This window comes from Parabacteroides distasonis ATCC 8503 (assembly GCF_000012845.1).
Lineage (GTDB): Bacteria > Bacteroidota > Bacteroidia > Bacteroidales > Tannerellaceae > Parabacteroides > Parabacteroides distasonis.
Genome location: NC_009615.1, coordinates 794,599 through 815,460, shown reverse-complemented (window position 1 = coordinate 815,460; position 20,862 = coordinate 794,599). Strand labels below are relative to the sequence as shown.

Sequence of the window (20,862 nt, the reverse complement as noted above, 5' to 3'; positions counted from 1 at the left end):
AAACAGAAAGCGTAACGAATCACTCCACGGGTTTGTTACGCCTTCATTCTATACACCTGTCTTTCATACACATACTGTGCCAACATCTACCATCGCCTTGGCACAGCTGTGCCACGCTGATGGCATACCCGTGCCATAGTGATGGCAAGCCCGTGCCACGCCGATGGCAAAGCTGTGCCACCTAGATGGCAAACATACTTTATTAGCGAGACACTAATTAGTTAAACATTTGACTAATCCGAGAAAAAACGCTATCTTCGCGCCCAGCAAGTTTAAAAGAATTATAAGTAATGGTAGAAGGTAAAGAATTCCGGGAACTTATGTTACAAGTTGTCCGCACACGCATGGCATTTCGTCGGTCTATGCAACGAACGCTGAAAAAGAACAACGCCGGTATAACATTTGAGATGCTTCAAATCTTGAGTTGCCTATGGCACGAACAAGGTATCACCCAACAGGTCTTGGCAGAGAGAACGGCAAAGGATAAGGCTTGTCTGACAAACCTAATGAACAATTTAGAGAAGAAAGGCTACGTCCATCGGAAAGAAGATCCCGAGGACCGGAGGAACAAACTGGTTTTCCTAACCCCGGAAGGAGAAGAATTCAAAAAGCAAATTCGCCCGATCCTTGATCAGGTTTATGTACATGCGGAGCATATTATCGGAATAGAGAACGTAGAAACCATGTTATCCGAATTAAAAGCAGTACATAATGTCCTTGAGAATATATAAAAAGCACGTATTGAGCCTCTTTTGTATGACGGTCGCTACATTTCCGGCAATCGCCCAAACCGATTCGCTCTTCTTGACCATCGACCAGCTTTTCGAGAGAGGCGTACGGCATAGTCTGCAGATCCAAGCAGACGTCTTAAAAGAATCGATAGCGCAAGAGAGAACCCATACGGCACGTTCCGCACAATTGCCAGACCTGCAAATCGGCTTGAAAGGTGGATATGTAGGGCAACCGATCCTCTTTGAGCAAGGACTCGCCCATCCGACTCGCCCGGAAGCGCCCGATTGGTCCCAGAACTATGCCATCGACCTTACCCAACCGATATACCAAGGCGGTAAAATCCGGTATTCCATCCGGAAAGCGGATCTGGAGAAAGAAGTCGCCTCTTTACAAACGCTCACAGACCAGAGTGAGATCAAGCTCGGTCTATTAAATCAATACATCGGTCTTTTCAGCCTGTTTAAACAACGTGAGGTGCTTTCCCGTAATATCGAGGAATCGGAACGCCGCCTACAAGATATCCGGCGTATGAAAAAAGAGGGACTGATAACCAATAACGACGTATTAAGAAGCGAGATGCAATTAACCAACGACCGCCTATCCTTGCAAGAAACGGATAATAGCCTCATACTGGTATCACAGCAATTGGATATCCTGATCGGTCTCGATGAGAATCTATTGCTCAAACCAGATACCACGTTACTGGACCAAACCGTATCTTTAGAAACTTACGAAGATTATGTAGCCCAAGCCTATTCCAATGATCCGGCGATACGTCTACTCCGGAAACAAACAGAGTTAGCCCAAAATGATATACGTTTGACTAAAGCCTCCTCGCTACCCAGCCTATCGCTATATGCGTCGAACACATTGGCACGTCCAGTCTCCCGAACATTAGCGGATATGTACAATAACAACTGGAACATAGGACTGTCGCTCTCCTACCCTTTATCCTCTTTATATAAAAACAACCATAAAATAAAGGAAAGCAAATGGATGGTCTCGTTACATAAAAACGAGGAGGAACAGAAAAAGCAGAAAATCCGCATGGAAGTACGCACCGCGTTCTTACGTCATAAGGAGGCCCTACAAGAAGTGGAAGCCTTGAAGTTATCCGTACGGCAAGCTCAAGAGAACTACAGGATCATGCAAAACCGCTATTTAAACCAATTGGCGATCCTAACCGACTTACTCGACGCGAACTCGGTTCTCCTCAACGCGGAGCTACAGCTCACGAATGCCCGTACCCACGTGATTTACACTTACTATCAACTACAGAAGGCTTGCGGCCGTCTCTAAAAAGAAACAACGACTATGGCAAACGAATTAAAAGAGAAACATCAAAGACTAAAGAAAGTAAGGACACGGAATATAGTATTAAACTCCATATGTATCCTTTTAGCCGGTTCCGGCATTTGGTGGACAGCCAATTATTTCTGGCGTTACATCAATTATGAGGTGACAAACGATGCCTTTGTGGACCAATATATCGCCCCACTAAATATACGTGCCTCCGGCTACATAAAAGAGGTCCGTTTCAAGGAACACCAGTACGTTCACCAAGGGGACACACTTCTCATACTGGACGATCGGGAATATCGGATCAAGTTAAAAGAGGCAGAGGCCGCGTTGATCGATGCCCAAGGATCACAAGACGTACTTCGTTCCGGTATCGAGACCTCCCATACGAACATCGCCGTACAAGACGCCAACATCGCCGAAGCTAAAGCCAAGCTTTGGCAACTGGAACAGGATTATCACCGATTTGAGCGGCTGCTGAAAGAAGAATCGGTCCCCGAGCAACAATACGAGCAATCCAAAGCCGCTTTCGAGGCGGCGCAAGCCCGATATCAGGCGTTGGTGGAACAAAAGAAAGCCGCTTTCTCCCAATTCACCGAAACCAGCAAGAAGACAACAGGAGCCGAGGCGGCGATCTTACGAAAAGAAGCGGATCTGGATTTAGCGAGGTTAAACCTTTCCTATACCGTTATAACCGCCCCTTACGACGGTCATGTAGGCAGACGGACCTTAGAGCCCGGACAATACGTGCAAGCCGGACAAACGATATCCTACCTCGTACGAGATAAAGACAAATGGATCACGGCCAATTACAAGGAGACCCAGATCCCCCACATCTATATCGGGCAAAAAGTACGTATCAAGGTAGACGCGTTGCCGGGAAAGATATTCAACGGGGAGGTAACCGCAATCTCCGACGCCACAGGCTCCAAATACTCATTGGTCCCGACCGACAATTCCGCCGGAAACTTCGTCAAGGTACAACAACGTATCCCGGTACGGATAGACTTGGAAAATCTATCGCAAGAAGATACGCAATACTTAAGAGCAGGCATGATGGTTGAAACAGAAGCCTTACGCAAATGATCACGATGAAAGAGCTTGGGGCACCGATCCGCCAATGGGTGCCGGACTGGTTAGGATTGATTTGCATCTTCATCGTTATCCTTCCGGTTACGATGCTAAACGGTTCGTACACCGGCAGTATGCTGGAGGTATCAAACACGCTAGGCACGAACACCGAGGATATAACCATGGGATATTACGCGGCAGCGGCGGGAATGGCGGTATCCTATCCGATTATTCCGAAGATATTAGAAGCCTTCTCTATAAAATTCTTATTGTTAGCGGATTTAGTCGCCCAGTTCTTCTTAAGCTGGATCTGTGCCCGCTCCCAGAACGCCGACATATTGATCGTCTGTAGTTTCGCGATCGGTTTCCTGAAAGGGTTTCTCATGCTGTGGTTTATCCGGTACGCACAAAAGATATTCAGCCCTAAAAATATACGTAGCCAATTCTATTCCTACTTCTATCCTTTTGTTTTCGGAGGGGGACAAGCGTCCATGCTTGTTACCGCACAGTTAGCCTACCATTACGACTGGAAATATATGTATTACTTCATGATGCTAATGATTTTATTGGCCATAGTAATGGTAATCATCTGCTTCCGCCATAACCGGCCGATCAAGTCCATCCCCTTGGCCGATCTACACATCCGGGAAATGTTCATCATATCCACCGGATTGTTAATGCTTATGTATGTCATTAATTACGGGAAAGTACTCGACTGGATGGCATCCCCCAAGATTTGCCTTTATATCATGATCGCCCCGATATTGATCGCTTTATTTATTTGGTATCAATATCATTCGGAACGTCCGTACGTGAATCTGGCGCCTTTATACCAGCCGAAAGCCATTATCGGTTATTTCTATATGATGCTTGTCATGTTTTTCAGTACTTCGACTACCTTGTTGACCAGCTACCTGACCAGTATCTTAAAGGTAGACAGTACCCATACCTATTCCCTTTATACTTATTTGCTTCCGGGATATGTCTTGGGGGCGTTCATCTGTTTTTGGTGGTTCCGGTGGCAACGTTGGCGGTTTCGTTTCTTGATAGCGGGAGGAATGAGTTGTTTCGTCCTGTTCTTCGGGAGCCTTTATTTCGGGATCTCACCGGATAGCAGATACGAGATGCTCTACTTTCCTATATTCCTCAGGGGATTGGGCATGATGATTCTAATCATAGCTTTCGCCTTATTTGCCGTGGAAGATTTAAATCCTAAATATTTATTGTCAAACGCTTTCTTTCTCATCATTTTCCGTTCGGTACTATCCCCTATCATGGCGACTTCTTTTTACAGTAATATACTATATCGCTTGGAACAAAAATATATGTATTCCTTATCAGAAACCGTTACGCTGGCCGATCCTCTAGCCGCCTCACGCTATAATCAGGCGCTTGGCAACGCCTTGACCCAAGGGCATCCCTACGACGAGGCAGCGCAAATGGCTACCAATACACTCTATAATACGTTACAGCAACAAAGCTTATTATTGGCGTTAAAAGAGATACTGGGGTATTTATTAGTCATCTCCTTATTCATAGCGATCGTATCTCGTTTTATCCCATTCCATAAAACCATCCGTGTTACATTCGCCAAGACAGGAGATGATATGGTTTGATCAAACTATGCCCGGCTGCAAATCTATCAGCCGGCATCTGCCTTTTTGTCATTTATAGTTTATCCGAAACATTTTGGCATTCGTTTTGTATAGGAATAGGCGGATCTTGAGAATGATCAGGATCAGGAATACGCACAAAATAACAATAAAAATAATAAGATATTCAGACTATGAGCAGTAAACAAGGTAACATCGGAGTAACATCGGAAAACATCTTTCCGATTATCAAGAAGTTCTTATACAGTGATCACGAAATCTTCCTTCGTGAACTTGTTTCTAATGCGGTAGACGCTACCCAGAAGTTAAAAACGCTTTCTTCCGTAGGCGAGTTTAAAGGCGAACTCGGTGATTTGACCGTACAGGTTAAGTTCGATGACAAAACGATCACGATCTCTGACCGGGGTATCGGTATGACAGCCGAGGAGATCGATAAGTACATCAACCAGATCGCTTTCTCCGGCGCCGAGGAGTTCGTTGAGAAATACAAGAACGACGCCGCTTCTATCATCGGTCACTTCGGTCTTGGTTTCTACTCCTCTTTCATGGTTTCCAAGAAAGTAGAGATCGTGACGAAATCGTACAAAGAAGGCGCTGTTCCCATGAAATGGAGCTGCGACGGTACACCGGAATACTCCTTGGAGGAAACGACGAAAGAGGATCGTGGTACCGATATTATCCTGTATATAGACGACGAGAATAAAGATTTCTTGAACAAGGATAAGATCAATGGCTTATTGACAAAATACTGCCGTTTCTTACCGGTTCCTATCGCATTCGGCAAGAAGCAAGAGTGGAAGGATGGCAAATATGTAGATACGGACGAAGATAACGTAATCAACGACACCAAACCGGCATGGGTTCGCAAACCGGCCGATATGACCGACGAGGATTACAAGAAGTTCTATCGTGACTTATATCCTATGACGGATGAGCCGTTGTTCTGGATTCACTTGAACGTAGACTATCCGTTCAACTTGACCGGTATCTTATATTTCCCTCGCATCAAGAGCAATATCGACTTGCATCGTAACAAGATCCAGTTATATTGCAACCAAGTATTCGTTACGGATTCCGTAGAGGGTATCGTTCCTGAGTTCTTGACATTATTGCATGGTGTATTGGATTCGCCGGATATCCCGTTGAACGTATCCCGTTCCTATTTGCAAAGCGATCAGAACGTGAAGAAGATCTCCAACCACATCACGAAGAAGGTGGCAGACCGCTTGGAAGAGATCTTCAAGAACGACCGCCCGCAGTTCGAGGAGAAATGGGATAGCTTGAAACTATTCATCCAATATGGTATGTTGACTGATGAGAAGTTCTACGACCGTGCGGTTAAGTTCGCCTTATTCAAGGACGTCGAAGGCAAATACTTCACTTTCGAGGAATACAAGAACTTAATCAAGGACAACCAGACAGACAAAGAGGGTAACTTAATCTATCTGTATACCACCAATAAAGACGAGCAATACAGCTATATACAAGCCGCAAAGGACAAAGGTTACAGCGTCTTGGAAATGGACGGACAATTGGATGTACACTTGATCGGACAATTGGAGCAGAAGTTCGAGAAGAGCCGCTTCGTTCGTGTGGATAGCGATACGATCGATAACCTGATCCGCAAGGAAGACTCGAATAAGGTAACCTTGAGCGAGGAGCAGAAAATGGCCATGCAGGAAGTATTCAAGAGTCAGATGCCGAAATTGAACAAGACCGAGTTCTACGTAACATTCGAGGCATTGGGCGAAAACGCGAACCCTGTCATGTTGACACAAAGCGAGTATATGCGAAGAATGCGTGAGATGTCCGCTATGCAACCGGGTATGTCTTTCTATGGCGAGATGCCGGATAGCTTCAACTTCGTATTGAATACGGATCATCCGTTGATCAAGAAAGTATTAACTGAAGAGGAGCAAGCTTGCGACGAGAAGTTAAAACCGATCCTTAGCGATATCAAAGGATGGGAGGCTCGTCAAGCCGACTTACGTGAGGCTCAAAGCAAAAAGAAAGAAGATGAGATCACGGCGCAAGAGAAAGAGGATATGACCAACACCAACCATAAGCTGGATGAGCTTCGTGAGCAACGCAACCAAGTTCTCGCCGAGTACGCCGGTACGAACAAGACAGTTAGTCAGTTGATCGACCTTGCTTTGTTAGGAAACGGTATGCTGAAGGGAGAGGCCTTAAGCCAATTCATCAAACGTAGCGTAGAACTGATCGGATAAACCAATCCTCACATATATAAAAAACCGTTCCTTCTCGGGGGAACGGTTTTTTTAGTTTCAGCCCACGACATCCTCGACCACTTTCCGCAACCTATCCAAGTTCATCTCGCCGGATTGTCTCCACAAAGCCTCCCCTTTCCGTAGCAGGATAAAAGTAGGAATCGATTCCACCGTATACAAATCGGCAAGAGCGCTCTCCTCCTCGATATTGATTTGTACCACTTCTAATTTTCCTTTCTCCAATTCCTTGAACTCCTTCACGATCGGCATCATTTTCTGGCAATGAGGGCACCAATCCGCATAAAACTCAGCCATGACCAAAGCACCAGTCTCCATAACGGTCTTATTCCGCTCTTCCCTATTCAATTCTTTCTCTTTCATAACATCTTCTGTTTTAATTGTATTGATAACTCAACAATACGAAAAAACAAAATGTTTATGTTTCTAAAGAAATACTTCTTACATTTGGAGAAGAAAAACAGATTGGGTTCATATGAGGAAAATAACAGTTATCATAGCCTTATTCCTTGCTGCCATTCAGATTGTTTCCGCCCAGAAAGTAGGGTTGGTACTCAGTGGCGGCGGTGCCAAAGGAGCGGCACATATCGGAGTGATCAAGGCGCTGGAAGAAAATAATATACCGATCGATTACATTACCGGTACCTCCATCGGGGCGATTATCGGTAGTTTATACGCCATGGGGTATTCCCCCGAGGAGATGCTGGAGCTAATGCTTTCCAAGGAGTTCTCCTATTGGCAAACAGGTACGGTGGAGGAGCAATATACCTATTATTTCAAGGAGCCTTACCCGACCCCGGAATTCGCGCATTTCTCCATCGATATGTCCGATTCCCTACAGATCAAGGCTAGCTTCTTACCGCAAAGCTTGATCAATCCCATACAGATGAATCAGGCGTTCATGGCCTTGTTCTCGCAGGCGACGGCAAAGGCGGGGTGGAATTTCGACAACCTGTTTGTCCCTTTCCGTTGCGTGGCCTCGGATATATATACTAAAAAGCCGATCATCTTTAAGAATGGGGATCTGGGAGACGCCGTACGTGCCTCCATGACTTTCCCGTTTTTCTTCCAGCCCATATGGAAAGACAGTATTCCTTTATTCGATGGAGGTATCTACGATAATTTCCCGGTAGGCCCGATGAAAGACGCGTTCCACCCGGATTTCATTTTCGGATCGACGGTATCGGGAGGGAATAAAAAGCCTTCGGAGAATCCTTATAACCAGATCGAGACCATGATCATGCAAAAGACCGATTACGAGGTACCGGAGGAAGATGGCATGATGATTAAATTCAGTTTTCCCACCGTCTCCTTATTGGATTTCCAGAAAGGTAAGGAGCTTATGGACATCGGGTATAAACGTACCCTTTCCATGATCGACTCCATCAAGCAACGGGTTCCCCGGGAAGTGCCTTTAAATGAGGTTACCGAAAGAAGAAAAGCCTATAAAGAGAACCTTCCCCCGCTGATCTTCCGCAATATTTACGTGACGGGCGTATCCGAGGCCCAGCGTAAATACATAGAGGCCCAATTACACAGGGATATCAATAACGAGTTCTCCATGGAAGAGTTCAAGCGGGCTTATTTCAAGATGCTGACCTATTCCAAGATTAGGGAAATCATGCCGCATGCCGTTTATAACCGGAAAGAGAAGAAATTCGATCTTTACCTGGACGTGAAGATGAAAGAAGAGATCACGGTTGGCTTCGGTGGAAACGTATCGTCTCATCAAGCGAATCAATTATACCTAGGATTGGGGTATCAATATCTGGGACGGTTCGCCGCCGACGTAAACTCGAACTTTCAAGTGGGTAACTCCTTTAGTGGTGTCATGTTGAGTGGCCGGATGTACCTGCAAACGCAAATCCCCACTTATTTAAATTGGCAAGGAGTCTTCTCGGACAAGAAATACACGGAAAGCCAATCCCTCTTTTATGAGGATATAGTGCCCGCCATGATTAAGCAGAAAGAACTGTACATGAAACTAAAATTAGGCTTCCCCTTCCTCAACCACGCGAAAGCGGAGATCGGGTTCGCCTACGGACGGTTGAACGATTTCTATTTGCAGAGCACCACGATACCTTTCCCGAATGCCTCTTTCGACCATAGCTGGTACGATTTATTCAGCGGCTCGTTAAGTATCGAGCAAAACTCACTCAACACCAAACAATACCCGATAAGCGGAAAACAGCAATTCCTAATCGCCCAATACGTAACCGGTACGGAGAAGTATACCCCATCCCCCACTTCCGCCACGACGGAAGCCCCGATTGGTCGCAAAGTGCATAGCTGGCTGCAACTGAAAGGGCGCTGGAACCAATACCAGACGCTGAGCAACCGTTTCAACTTAGGTTATTTGGCGGAAATGGTCATATCCAGCAAGAACCTCATGAATAACTATACGGCTAGCGTATTACAGGCCCCGGCGTTTACCCCGACACCCCATAGCGAGATTGTATTCAACGAGGCGTTCCGGGCGAACCAATATGTGGCTTTTGGGCTTTCCCCGATCTTGAAGTTAAGCAAGCTTCTGCACTTCCGGTTGGATATGTATGGCTTCGCTCCACTCTATGAAATACAAAAGACGGTGCCGGAAAACAACCCGTATGTCGGAATCCCGCATTATGGTAAGTTTTTGCACTCGTTTAATTATATGGGTGAAGCGGCGGTCGTATTGCAATTGCCATTCTTATGTATCAGTCTGTACGCCAACGGATACAGTTATCCGAAGGAGAATTTCAACTTTGGCTTAAACATTGGTTACCTGATCTTCAATCCAAAAATGTTAGATTAAATTCGCAAAAAAGTAGTCGAAACGTTTGCATATTTAAAACAAAAACGTACCTTTGCACTCGCAATCACGAAACAATGGCCGCGTAGCTCAACTGAATAGAGTAGCTGACTACGGATCAGCCGGTTACAGGTTTGAATCCTGTCGCGGTCACCATTCGAAGATAGCAATAGAATATATCTTGGCTCCTTAGCTCAACTGAATAGAGCATCTGACTACGGATCAGAAGGTTAAAGGTTTGAATCCTTTAGGAGTCACTTGAATATTCAAATTCATTTACAGATTGGCTCGCTAGCTCAACTGAATAGAGCATCTGACTACGGATCAGAAGGTTATAGGTTTGAATCCTATGCGAGTCACTTGAGAATCCTTATTTCATCCAGCGTCTTCGGAAGCAATGAAATAAGGATTTTTTCAATTTCTACCGGTCGTATCATTATTATTCATATATTCGCAGTTAATACAAAGAATATTTTATTTAAGATAAAAGGTAAACACTTGAAAGCACACTATAAAACTTCTATAGCCATAAGTCTAATCGTCATTATCGTATTAGTGATCTTACGTACCACTGTTACCGGACAAGATAGCATCAAATTCATCGACGATACCGATGATCAGCCAATCGATCAACAAAACAGCGACTCTATAGACCTTCGTTATTCCAATGAGTACCAAAGTTGGAAACAAACCTCGGACACGACTTTCCGCAGTTTGTTTAATGGGAACCAACAAGCTGATATCTTGGCCGAACATCCCGGAATGATGGTATTATGGGCAGGATACGCTTTCTCCAAAGATTATCTAAGTCCCAGAGGGCATATGTATTCCATAGAAGATCTATACAAAAGCCTGCGGACCGGCGCTCCCATGACCCCGACGAGTGGTCCCCAGCCTGCCGCATGCTGGGCATGTAAAAGTCCGGACATACCCCGCTTATTAACGACCACCGATGCCAAGACCTTATATAAGAAGAAATGGGCGGAGCTAGGCAACGAGATCGTAAATCCAATCGGATGCGCAGACTGCCATGAACCGCAAAGCATGGGATTGCGCGTGACCCGCTCATTCTTGAAAAGTGCCTATAAGCGCAACGGATTACGTATAGAGGACGCAACCGAGCAAGAGATGCGATCTCTAGTATGCGCCCAATGCCACGCCGAATATTATTTCCAAGGAGAAGATCGTATACTAACCTTACCTTGGGATCAAGGTTATACGGTAGAAAATATAGAAGCCTATTACGATAGCATAAACTTCACCGATTTCACCCATAAATTAAGCCGGGCACATTTGATAAAGGCGCAACATCCGGATTTCGAGTTATTCCAGATGGGCATTCACGGGCAAAGAGGCGTTTCCTGCGGAGAATGCCATATGCCTGCTGTCGGGGAAGATGAGAACCGGTACAACAACCATCATATCAAAAGCCCGTTGGCGATGATAGACCGTACTTGCCAAGCCTGCCACCGGGAAAGTGAGGAGACCTTACGCAAGGATGTTTATGAACGGCAAAACAAAGTCTACGCCATACGCATGCGTGTAGAGGAAGAATTGACAAAAGCCCATATAGAAGCGAAATTCGCTTGGGACAAAGGCGCTACGGAATCTCAAATGAAAAACGTATTAAAACTGCTCCGGCAGGCACAATGGCGTTGGGACTTCGCCGTGGCCTCACACGGGGCGGCTTTCCACGCGCCCCAAGAAGTCACACGTATCTTGGGCAGCGGACTCGATAAGGCTACCCAAGCCCGCATCCAGATCATGAAGGTCTTAGCGCAGCTAGGCTATACCCAAGATGTTCCGATGCCGGATATCTCCACAAAAGCGAAAGCCCAGCAATATATCGGCCTCGATATGGAAGCCGAGCAACAGGCCAAACAAAAGTTTTTAGAAACCGTCATCCCCCAATGGCAGGAAGAAGCGAGGGCCAATAAACGATTCATCGAAGGTAATTAAGTTCTTTCCTCCAGCTCCAATCCCGGGGTATAAGGTAGCGAGATCGTAAACATACTACCTACGCCAACCTCGGATTCCAGCGATATGCTTCCATGAAACGTATGAACGATACTCTGGCAGATCGCTAACCCCAAGCCTGTACCTTGGGCAAACTCATCCAGTTTCTGGAAACGCTCGAATACCTTTTCCTTTTTATCATCAGGAATGCCCTTACCCGTATCTTTCACGGAAATAAGGATCGATTTTCCATCTGCGCTAAGTTCGTATCCGATCTCGATATATCCCTTAGCGGTAAACTTCACCGCATTATTAATGAAATTGGTACAAACCTGCGTCAACCGGAAATGATCCGAACGGATGATAAGAGGTTCATGGGGAACCCTTATCTTTAACTCCACTCCCTCCGGCATCATCAATTGATGCGTATGGAAGATATCTCCCATCAGTTTACTCAGATCGAGGTTCTCATAAGAGAAAGACATGCTACCGGATTCTATGCGTGATAGATCCAAGATATCGTTGATCAGCTTAAGCAACAGGTCACTGTTTTTGGTAATCAGATCTATAAACTCCGCCTTTTCCTCCGGTTCCAAAGGCATATCCGAATTGAGCAATTGGGAGAAGCCTACGATCGCATTCAGAGGCGTACGTATCTCATGGCTCATATTCGCCAGAAAGACTAATTTCATCCGATCGGATTCCTCCGCTTTCCGGCGGGCGGCTATAAGGCTATTCTCCGTGTCTTTTATCCGCTGGATATTCAAGCATAAGCCACTTACCTCAACAGCTTCGTCACCGGAAACCAAATCTTTCTCATTCTTATTTTGGGCATAGCGAAATTCCCACCACTCATACCCCTTCTTATTAAAGTTACAACGACGTTGCGTCACTTTCCGGGATAGAAAGCCACTATCCAGCAGATTCCGGTCTCGAAGGAAATTATCCAGTTCTTCAGGATGTATAGCATCCTGAAACTCCTCGATTTTCATCGGCACACAGGGCATACCTAAGTAATGGTAGAATCTATTATCAAACTCGAATACCCCTTTGCTATACCGAAAAGCGAAAATGTTGCCGCTATCCAACGCAAAAGAAAGAAAAGTCTTCTCCCTTTTTAACTTCTCCTGCGCATCCTTCTTATGTAAAGCCTCCTGTATATATCGCTTTCTTTGGTAACTAAAAAGCAGAAGCAACATCACCACCAGAACAAAGCCGGCAGCCCATATATAATATTTATATTGAATGACAAACGGCATATTCGCGATAATAGCTCCTTCCGGCAATTTACTACTATCAATGCCCCAACGTTCTAACACACCGTAATCAAAAACATAAGCCTTGTTACTCTCTTCGATTTGCGGAAAATCGGACAGGGGCGTTCCTTTCAAGATAGAGACGACCCGGTTTACAGCTGCCTCTACCTCATCCTTAAAGACAGTGACATACCCGCCAACTACGCCATTCTGATTACCGATCAACTCATTGATCACGGAAAAACATGGAAAGGCGCTGAGCCGCCCCAACGAGATTGTCATATAATCCCTCTTGGTTGCCAGATACGCTTTATTATAATAATTCTCGCCAAATCCCTTAATCAGGGCATTCGCCGATTTCGTACTGAGTGTGCTTATATACATCGTATCCGGCTTTATCTTAGGTATATCCGATATCGAAATCCCGTTCTTTCCGGATAAACGTACCCGATCCAAGGAATATATATTGTTCACGGCACAAATATCCTGAATCTGCGCATTCATGTCCGCCAGCATCATATTATCCTGAAAGGTATCGTCCGAGACTCTTATGACAATGCAATTACCAACAAGCCGCCGTATCAATTCTATATTCCTCTTATAATCCGGTTTATCATAAAAGCCCGTCATATTCGGATATTTCCGGATGATCGGGATATTGGGATAACTAACCCCCATAAACACGACCGGGATCGATTTAGCGAGGGGATGCCTGCTATTTATCAAAGCGTTCAAGGCTTGATCGTCATTGACCAGAATAATATCCGGGTTCCATGTCGATAACTCATTCAGTTTCTTGAATAATTTCTGTCGCTGTTGCTTCTCCGAATATTGCTCACAATCCAAATAAAAAGAATAGACACTCGCATGTATCCCCTTCTTCCGCAAATCACTCGACATGATTTCCTTCATCTTCTCATAGGCGGGAAAATGTTTTTCGTAAGATTGAATCACGAGTATACGCTTCTCCTCCGATAAGTCTGTAGAGGATTTACATGATATACAGGTAACAAAGAGAAATATGATGGATATTATTCCAAATAAGCGCTTAGCTGGCATATCGTTCCTTTAAGGTGTTTTCTATGACTTTACAAAACTAAAGATTTATTTCGTACATTTGAGCATATTTTTCACGAAATACAATCAAAACATCAAATATATGAAACAAGAAATCCAACTGAACGAACACAACAAGCAAGAGTATCCTCCTATGCACACGGCGGAACATATCTTAAACCAGACAATGGTACGGATGTTCGGATGTCCCAGATCCAAGAACGCGCACATAGAGAGGAAGAAGTCTAAATGCGATTATCTATTGGCGGAAGAGCCCAGCGCGGAGGTCATGGCCGAGGTTGAGAAGAAGATAAACGAGGTGATCGACCGGCACCTGCCCGTAACCATCGAGTTCATGCCGAAAGAAGAGGCCGGAGATATCGTGGATTTAAGTAAATTGCCCGACGATGCCAGCGATACATTACGTATCGTACGCATAGGCGATTACGATGCCTGCGCATGTATCGGATCGCACGTGGCGAATACATCCGAGATCGGACATTTCAAGCTGTTGAATTACGACTATGCCGACGGGAGATTACGGCTACGTTTCAAATTGGTATAAAATTTAAAGCAAGCGCAAACGGTCAAATAAAAATATTTTATGTAAGTTTGCAAGCGATTAAAGGAACATTTTAATACAGACATTAAATACAATAGTTATGCAAACAATTGACAATTTCAATTTTGCCGGCAAAAAGGCATTTGTAAGAGTTGACTTTAACGTTCCATTGGACGAAAACTTCAACATCACCGACGACACTCGTATGCGTGCCGCTCTTCCTACATTAAAGAAGATCTTAGCGGATGGTGGTAGCGTAATTATCGGTTCTCACCTAGGTCGTCCGAAAGGCGCTACTGATAAGTTCTCCTTAAAGCACATATTGAAGCACCTTTCTGAGTTGTTAGGCGTAGATGTTCAGTTTGCAAACGACTGTATTGGCGAAGAAGCCGGCGCTAAGGCTGCCGCTTTGCAACCGGGCGAAGCTTTGTTGCTTGAGAACCTTCGTTTCTACGCTGAGGAAGAAGGCAAACCAAGAGGTTTGGCTGAAGACGCTTCCGACGAGGAGAAGAAGGCTGCCAAGAAAGCCGTTAAAGAAAGCCAGAAAGAGTTCACGAAGAGATTGGCCTCTTACGCTGACTGTTATGTAAACGACGCATTCGGTACCGCTCACCGTGCTCACGCTTCTACGGCTTTGATCGCTGACTACTTCGATACGGACAACAAGATGTTCGGTTATTTGATGGAGAAAGAAGTGAAGGCTGTCGATAAGGTTATGAACGACATCCAACGTCCGTTCACGGCTATCATGGGTGGTTCTAAGGTTTCCTCTAAGATCGAGATCATCGAGAACTTGTTGAACAAGGTAGACAACTTGATCATCACGGGTGGTATGACTTATACTTTCACGAAAGCGCAAGGCGGTAAGATCGGTAAGTCTATCTGCGAGGACGATAAGTTGGATCTTGCTCTTGATTTGATCAAGAAAGCGAAAGAAAAAGGCGTAAACTTGGTATTGGCTGTTGACGCTAAGATCGCTGACGATTTCAGCAACGACGCTAAGACTGATTTCGCTCCGGTAGATCAGATTCCTGATGGTTGGGAAGGTCTTGACATAGGTCCGAAGACCGAGGCTATCTACGCTGACGTTATCAAGAACTCTAAGACGATCCTTTGGAACGGTCCTACGGGTGTATTCGAGTTCGAGAACTTTACGCACGGATCTCGCACGGTTGGCGAGGCTATCGTTGAGGCTACGAAGAACGGCGCTTTCTCTTTAGTAGGTGGTGGCGACTCTGTTGCTTGCGTTAACAAATTCGGTTTGGCTAACGGCGTATCTTACGTTTCTACAGGTGGTGGCGCTCTTCTTGAGGCTATCGAAGGTAAGGTTCTTCCGGGTATCGCAGCTGTAAAAGGCGAGGCTTACAAATAATCAGATAAGTAAGTGATTTAATAAAAAATCCCCCGGGACGCTCGGTATTCATCGAGATGTCCCGGGGGATTTTCTTTGATTTAGTTCCGTATTAATCTTGTTTCAAGATCAAGGCGGAAGAGGCGCTTACGGTAGTTTTACCCTGTACGGAACCTTTACCGTCCAGATAAATCCGACCGTCTTTACAAACCGGAATCCATGTTCCTTCCGGCAGAGAAACCGTTACCGCCTTCCGGTTCCCGTTAAAGATAACCATAATCTTCTTCCAACTATCCCCGTTCGCATGTTCCCCTAAGGTATACGCTACGACACCGGGCTGGTTCACTTCTTTGAATTGAAGGGCCTCCCTCACTCCCTCGGCCGTGGCGATACGGAAAGCCGGGTGTGACTTACGAAGGGCGATCAAATCCTTGTAATAGTTGAAAACATCCTTGTTTTTTGCCTTCAAAGACCAGTCGATCTCATTGATTGAATCGGGCGATTGATAGCTGTTATGTACGCCCTTCTTATCGTGCAGCAACTCCTCTCCTGCCCGCATGAAGGGTACTCCTTGCGAGGTGAAGATGATGGTCTGGGCCAGCTTGCCGAATCGTATCAACTCATCCGGGGTAGCGTCTTTCGGGGCCGAGAGCTTCAACTTATCCATCAAACAAAGATCATCGTGGCAAGAGACATAGTTGATCACTTGCGTAGGCTTGTTCGCATAAGGCGCTTTGCAATATAATATTTGGTTATAGTCGATTTGCGGATGGCGGATAGCGCCTACAATACCGAACTTAATAGACTCCTCGTTACCTTCCGGCTTTCCGGAGGCGAAACCGGCCTGTGTAGTCTCGAATACGCTTCCTTTTAAAGCATCCCGCAGGTCATCGCTAAATACGGCCACATCATTCAGTTTCGGGGCGTTTACCTTGATCGCCCTCTGGCCCTCCGGTAGCGGGGAATCGCTGGCGGTCCAGCCCTCGCCGTATACGAAGATGGAAGGATCTAGTTTAGCTAACTCGGCTTTTACCTCGTTCATGGTCTCTACGTCATGGATGCCCATCAAGTCGAAACGGAAACCATCCACGTGGTATTCCTCGGCCCAATATTTCACGGACTCCACGATATAACGGCGTACCATCGCCCGCTCCGAAGCGGTCTCATTACCACAGCCGGAGGCATCCGAATAGCTTCCGTCCGGTTTATGACGGTAGAAGTAACCGGGGACGGTCAAGCTGAAATTCGACCCGTCACCCACAAAGGTATGATTGTAAACCACGTCCATGATCACACGGATACCATTCCGGTGCAATCCCCGCACCATCTCCTTGAACTCACGGATACGAGCCTCGGGATTGTAAGGATCGGTGGAATAGCTCCCCTCGGGGGCGTTATAGTTCTTGGGATCATACCCCCAATTGTACACATTATCTTGCAAGCGAGTCTCGTCCACCGAGCCATAATCATAGGAAGGAAGGATATGGACATGGGTAACGCCCAACTCCTTCAGATGATCCACGCCGGTAGCCACGCCGCCCGGCCCTTTCGTGCCCTCCTCCGCCAAGGCGAGAAACTTACCTTTATGCGTCACGCCGGAGTTCGCGGCGATCGAGAAATCCCGATGATGCATCTCGTAGATGATAATATCGGAGAAGCTTTTCAACTCGGGAGATTTATCCGCCTCCCAGCCCTCCGGATCGGTAGCCGCCCAATCGATCACGGCCGCACGGTTTCCGTTCACCCCGACGGCTTTCGCTCAGATACCGGGAGTCTCGTCCAGCCACTTATCGCCGATACGGATCTGGAAGGTATAGAAGGAGCCTTTCAGATCCTCGCTCACGGAGATACGCCACGTACCCTTGTCCGAGGATTTCATCGGCAACCGGCGGACAGGCTCCCCTCCCTCACCGGAGGCGTAAAGATTCAAGCGGACCTCTTCCGCCGTCGGGGCCCAAAGGGTGAACACGGATTTCGTGGGGGAATAGAACAACTCCAGATCGTCTCCCTCATAGGAAGGGTATTCATCAAAGGATTTGTATTCTTTCGGCGAGTTGCAGCTAAGCAACAGCGACAGGTATATAGATACCGGAACTAAGTGTCTCGTCATGGCTGATTCAGTAATTTGTTTTCAATCACAAAGATAGAAGATTCGAATCGGATTCGCCAACGAAACAGAAAAGAAGAGGCGAAAAATCTACCGCAAACGTTTTCGCCTCTTTCGTTCATTCATGCTATATTAAAACGGAACCTCGTTACTGCTACCTTGACTCAAGAAGTCAGCTCCCGGCGATGGGATCGGGGGCATCGGGTCTCCACCGTTCATGGTTGAGGAGAATTCCCTTACCGCTATATCTTCCTCTACGTTCATAAACTTGGCGAACTCGCTCTTAAAGCGCAGCCGGACATCCCCCACGGCACCGTTACGATGCTTGGCGATAATGATCTCGGCGAGGCCGATCAGGGAATTTCCCCGCTCGTCTTCCGTAATCTTATAATATTCGGGACGGTGGATGAAACATACCATATCGGCATCCTGCTCGATAGCTCCGGACTCACGCAAGTCGGCTAGCTGCGGACGCTTACCTTCCACGCCTTGACGGGCTTCCACACCACGGTTCAACTGCGACAAGGCGATGATCGGGATATTCAATTCCTTAGCCAATCCCTTCAACGAGCGGGAGATCGTACTCACCTCCTGCTCACGGCTACCGAAGTTCATACCGCTGGCGTTCATCAACTGAAGGTAGTCGATAATGATACATTTAATGCCATGCTCACGCACCAGACGACGGGCTTTCGTCCGCAGCTCGAAGACGGACAAGCTCGGGGTATCGTCCACGAAGATCGGGGCGTCGTAAAGCTCCTTGATCTTAAAATCCAGCTGTTCCCACTCGTAGCTCTCCAAACGTCCGCTCTTGATCTTCTCGCCCGGTATCTCGCAAACATTCACGATCAGACGGTTTACCAACTGCACGTTACTCATCTCGAGCGAGAACAGGGCGACAGGCGTATTGAAATTCACCGCCATATTCTTCGCCATGGAAAGGACGAAAGCCGTCTTACCCATGGCCGGACGGGCGGCGATAATGATAAGGTCTGAATTCTGCCAACCGGAAGTCATCTTATCCAACCCCTCGAAGCCCGTACGCAATCCGCTCAGACCTTCCTTCTGGAGGGCCGCCTTTTGCAACATCTCCATAGCGTCCTTGATGACGGGGTTGATCTGGGTGACATCCTTCTTTACGTTACGTTGCGAGATCTCGAACAACTTGCCCTCCGCCTCTTGCATCAGGTCCTCTACATCGAGCGTCTCATCAAATGCCTTTCCTTGGATCATCGCCGTGAAAGAGATCAACTCCCTCGCCAGATATTTCTGGGCGATGATACGGGCGTGATACTCGATATGGGCGCTGCTGGCCACCTTGCTGGTAAGTTGAGAGATATAGAACGGTCCGCCTACATCCTCCAATTCTCCCCGTTTCTTCAATTGCTCCGTTACGGTAAGCATATCCACGGGACGTTGGCTCAACGCCAAGTCTACGATAGCGGCATAAATCTTCTCATGCGCTTTCTCATAGAAACACTCCGGCTTCAAGATCTCGCTGACGATCGAGTACGCATCTTTCTCCAGCATCAACGCACCCAACACAGCCTCCTCCAACTCACGGGCCTGTGGCTGAAGACGCCCCATATCGGGGAGCATCTCCACAGGCTTTTTCCTTCCTCTTCCTGTATTTCTTGTTCCTTCTGCCATCATTCTTTCTATTTGGGGAGTCAAAGGTAATATCTTTTACCCATTTCTGAAAAAGATTCTTTATATTTAGGAATTAAAACCTGTCGAATCATGAAAGCGTATTTTATCGGATTAGTTATCATGGGCGGCTGCCTATTATACGGCTGCCATACCAAACAAAAGAAAGGGGAAAACAGTAGCGACTACTCAGCCGACTCCCAATCCATAGCACGGCAAGATACCCTACCGTTACCGACTGATACCCATGCCGCATCTTCAGTTTCCACGGAAGGATGGACCGCCAAGCAGATACGGGACAGCATAGAATTGTTCTTCGGCAAGGAATACGATACCCTTCCCCCGCATCTCCGGAAGATCCGCAGAAACATGGCCTCCCTCTGGAACACGGACGACTCCGTCTTCCTACAGCTTATCATAGTGGAAGCTCCGTATGTAAAAGCATTTAAGACGTACGTATTCGACTCGCCCCTCATCCGGATCGGCGGAGGCCCTTACGACCGGCCACCCGAGGAAGCTATCAGCATGGACACCACCCACTTCTCCATGCGAGTAAGACCGAACGTCTACCCAACCAACATCGAGCGGATCGAGATCGCTATCACCAACCATACCGACCTGGAAGGGATGGGAGGCGAAGAGTATTTCATCGAGCGTTTCGACGGGAGGGCATGGAAAGGAATCCCGCAACCCACCGCCTTCGTCGCTCTCGGCTATCCGATCTTTCCTAACCAGACAAGAGACGATTTCTCGGCCACCTTGCTACCCGAACTCAAGGAAAACCCACCGGGATTGTACCGGGTGCATAAGAGCGTCAGCACCGGACATGGCGCCGGCCTCGTCCATTACCCTTTAACCGCCACATTCTACCTATCCGATAACCCGGAAGATTATGAGGAATACACACGCTTCGCCAGCCGGCTCCACGAGCCTCGCCCCATGGCCGAGTTCAAGGGAGGAAGAGAAGCCATGGCCCGGTCAGCATAGATACCGGGCTCTTCTTCTACTTCAACGAAGAGGGAAAATGCGGGATTGAATAGACGGCCAGTACTTCCTAAGAAGTATTGGAGTACTTCTTAGGAAGTACTCGGGTACTTTCGTGAAAGTACTCCAGTACTATTACCAGAAGTATCGCAATACTCTCAGAGAAGTAAGCCTATGCTAACGTAAACTGG

13 protein-coding genes, 3 tRNA genes and 1 pseudogene are annotated in these 20,862 nt (G+C 46.7%); 13 read left to right on the top strand and 4 right to left on the bottom strand.

Going from position 1 to position 20,862, the window contains the following annotated elements; all coding sequences use genetic code 11:
- Positions 1 to 290: 290 nt before the first annotated feature.
- The 5 genes from BDI_RS03395 (at position 291) to htpG (ending at position 6,943) form a co-directional block, all read left to right on the top strand.
- The gene (locus BDI_RS03395; protein WP_005857644.1) at positions 291 to 731 is read left to right on the top strand and encodes a MarR family winged helix-turn-helix transcriptional regulator; all 441 of its coding nucleotides are present in this window, start codon (positions 291 to 293) and stop codon (positions 729 to 731) included.
- Positions 712 to 2,031 carry a TolC family protein gene (locus BDI_RS03390; RefSeq protein WP_008772398.1) on the top strand — a complete coding sequence of 440 codons (1,320 nt, stop codon included), beginning with the start codon at positions 712 to 714 and terminating at the stop codon, positions 2,029 to 2,031. Before BDI_RS03395 ends, BDI_RS03390 begins: the two co-directional genes overlap by 20 nt.
- Before the next feature lie 15 nt (positions 2,032 to 2,046).
- The gene (locus BDI_RS03385) at positions 2,047 to 3,117 is read left to right on the top strand and encodes an HlyD family secretion protein (protein WP_011966121.1); all 1,071 of its coding nucleotides are present in this window, start codon (positions 2,047 to 2,049) and stop codon (positions 3,115 to 3,117) included.
- Positions 3,114 to 4,718: an MFS transporter gene (locus BDI_RS03380; protein WP_011966120.1), complete on the top strand. Its 1,605-nt coding sequence runs from the start codon at positions 3,114 to 3,116 to the stop codon at positions 4,716 to 4,718. The genes BDI_RS03385 and BDI_RS03380 overlap by 4 nt, the downstream gene beginning before the upstream one ends.
- 170 nt (positions 4,719 to 4,888) lie before the next feature.
- Positions 4,889 to 6,943, top strand: a complete 2,055-nt coding sequence (htpG, locus tag BDI_RS03375; protein ID WP_005857652.1) for a molecular chaperone HtpG — start codon at positions 4,889 to 4,891, stop codon at positions 6,941 to 6,943.
- Positions 6,944 to 7,000: 57 nt separating this feature from the next.
- Here htpG and BDI_RS03370 read toward each other — a convergent pair whose 3' ends face one another.
- Complete coding sequence (locus BDI_RS03370; protein WP_005857654.1) at positions 7,001 to 7,324, bottom strand: thioredoxin family protein; 324 nt, start codon at positions 7,322 to 7,324, stop codon at positions 7,001 to 7,003.
- A gap of 112 nt (positions 7,325 to 7,436) precedes the next feature.
- On the opposite strand from BDI_RS03370, the gene BDI_RS03365 reads away from it, so the two are divergent.
- From BDI_RS03365 to nrfA, 5 genes are all read left to right on the top strand, one after another.
- Positions 7,437 to 9,755 (top strand): patatin-like phospholipase family protein, encoded by a 2,319-nt coding sequence (locus BDI_RS03365; RefSeq protein WP_005857656.1) that lies wholly within the window; start codon positions 7,437 to 7,439, stop codon positions 9,753 to 9,755.
- Positions 9,756 to 9,831: 76 nt separating this feature from the next.
- Positions 9,832 to 9,908 (top strand) — tRNA-Arg (locus BDI_RS03360).
- A gap of 27 nt (positions 9,909 to 9,935) precedes the next feature.
- Positions 9,936 to 10,009: transfer RNA gene (locus tag BDI_RS03355), tRNA-Arg, on the top strand.
- Positions 10,010 to 10,037: 28 nt separating this feature from the next.
- Positions 10,038 to 10,111, top strand: a tRNA-Arg gene (locus BDI_RS03350).
- A gap of 196 nt (positions 10,112 to 10,307) precedes the next feature.
- Positions 10,308 to 11,711: an ammonia-forming cytochrome c nitrite reductase gene (nrfA, locus tag BDI_RS03345; RefSeq protein ID WP_317194545.1), complete on the top strand. Its 1,404-nt coding sequence runs from the start codon at positions 10,308 to 10,310 to the stop codon at positions 11,709 to 11,711.
- Here the strand turns inward: nrfA and BDI_RS03340 are convergent.
- A complete protein-coding gene (locus tag BDI_RS03340; RefSeq protein WP_011966118.1) occupies positions 11,708 to 14,023 on the bottom strand; it encodes a sensor histidine kinase in 2,316 nt (771 codons plus the stop codon). The two genes, nrfA and BDI_RS03340, sit on opposite strands and share 4 nt — an antisense overlap.
- Before the next feature lie 100 nt (positions 14,024 to 14,123).
- Between BDI_RS03340 and BDI_RS03335 the strand changes: the two genes are divergently transcribed.
- Positions 14,124 to 14,585, top strand: coding sequence for a hypothetical protein (locus BDI_RS03335; protein WP_008772406.1), 462 nt, complete (start codon positions 14,124 to 14,126; stop codon positions 14,583 to 14,585).
- 97 nt (positions 14,586 to 14,682) lie between these two features.
- Positions 14,683 to 15,954: a phosphoglycerate kinase gene (locus tag BDI_RS03330; protein WP_005862970.1), complete on the top strand. Its 1,272-nt coding sequence runs from the start codon at positions 14,683 to 14,685 to the stop codon at positions 15,952 to 15,954.
- Between the two features lie 91 nt (positions 15,955 to 16,045).
- On the opposite strand, the pseudogene pulA reads toward BDI_RS03330, so the two are convergent.
- Together pulA and dnaB are read right to left on the bottom strand one after the other, a co-directional pair.
- A pseudogene (gene pulA / locus BDI_RS03325) lies at positions 16,046 to 18,043 on the bottom strand (type I pullulanase).
- A gap of 129 nt (positions 18,044 to 18,172) precedes the next feature.
- Positions 18,173 to 19,690 carry a replicative DNA helicase gene (gene dnaB, locus BDI_RS03320; RefSeq protein ID WP_008779715.1) on the bottom strand — a complete coding sequence of 506 codons (1,518 nt, stop codon included), beginning with the start codon at positions 19,688 to 19,690 and terminating at the stop codon, positions 18,173 to 18,175.
- A 90-nt stretch (positions 19,691 to 19,780) separates the two neighbouring features.
- Between dnaB and BDI_RS03315 the strand changes: the two genes are divergently transcribed.
- The gene (locus tag BDI_RS03315) at positions 19,781 to 20,674 is read left to right on the top strand and encodes an immunoglobulin-like domain-containing protein (protein WP_011966117.1); all 894 of its coding nucleotides are present in this window, start codon (positions 19,781 to 19,783) and stop codon (positions 20,672 to 20,674) included.
- The last annotated feature ends 188 nt before the right edge of the window (positions 20,675 to 20,862 follow it).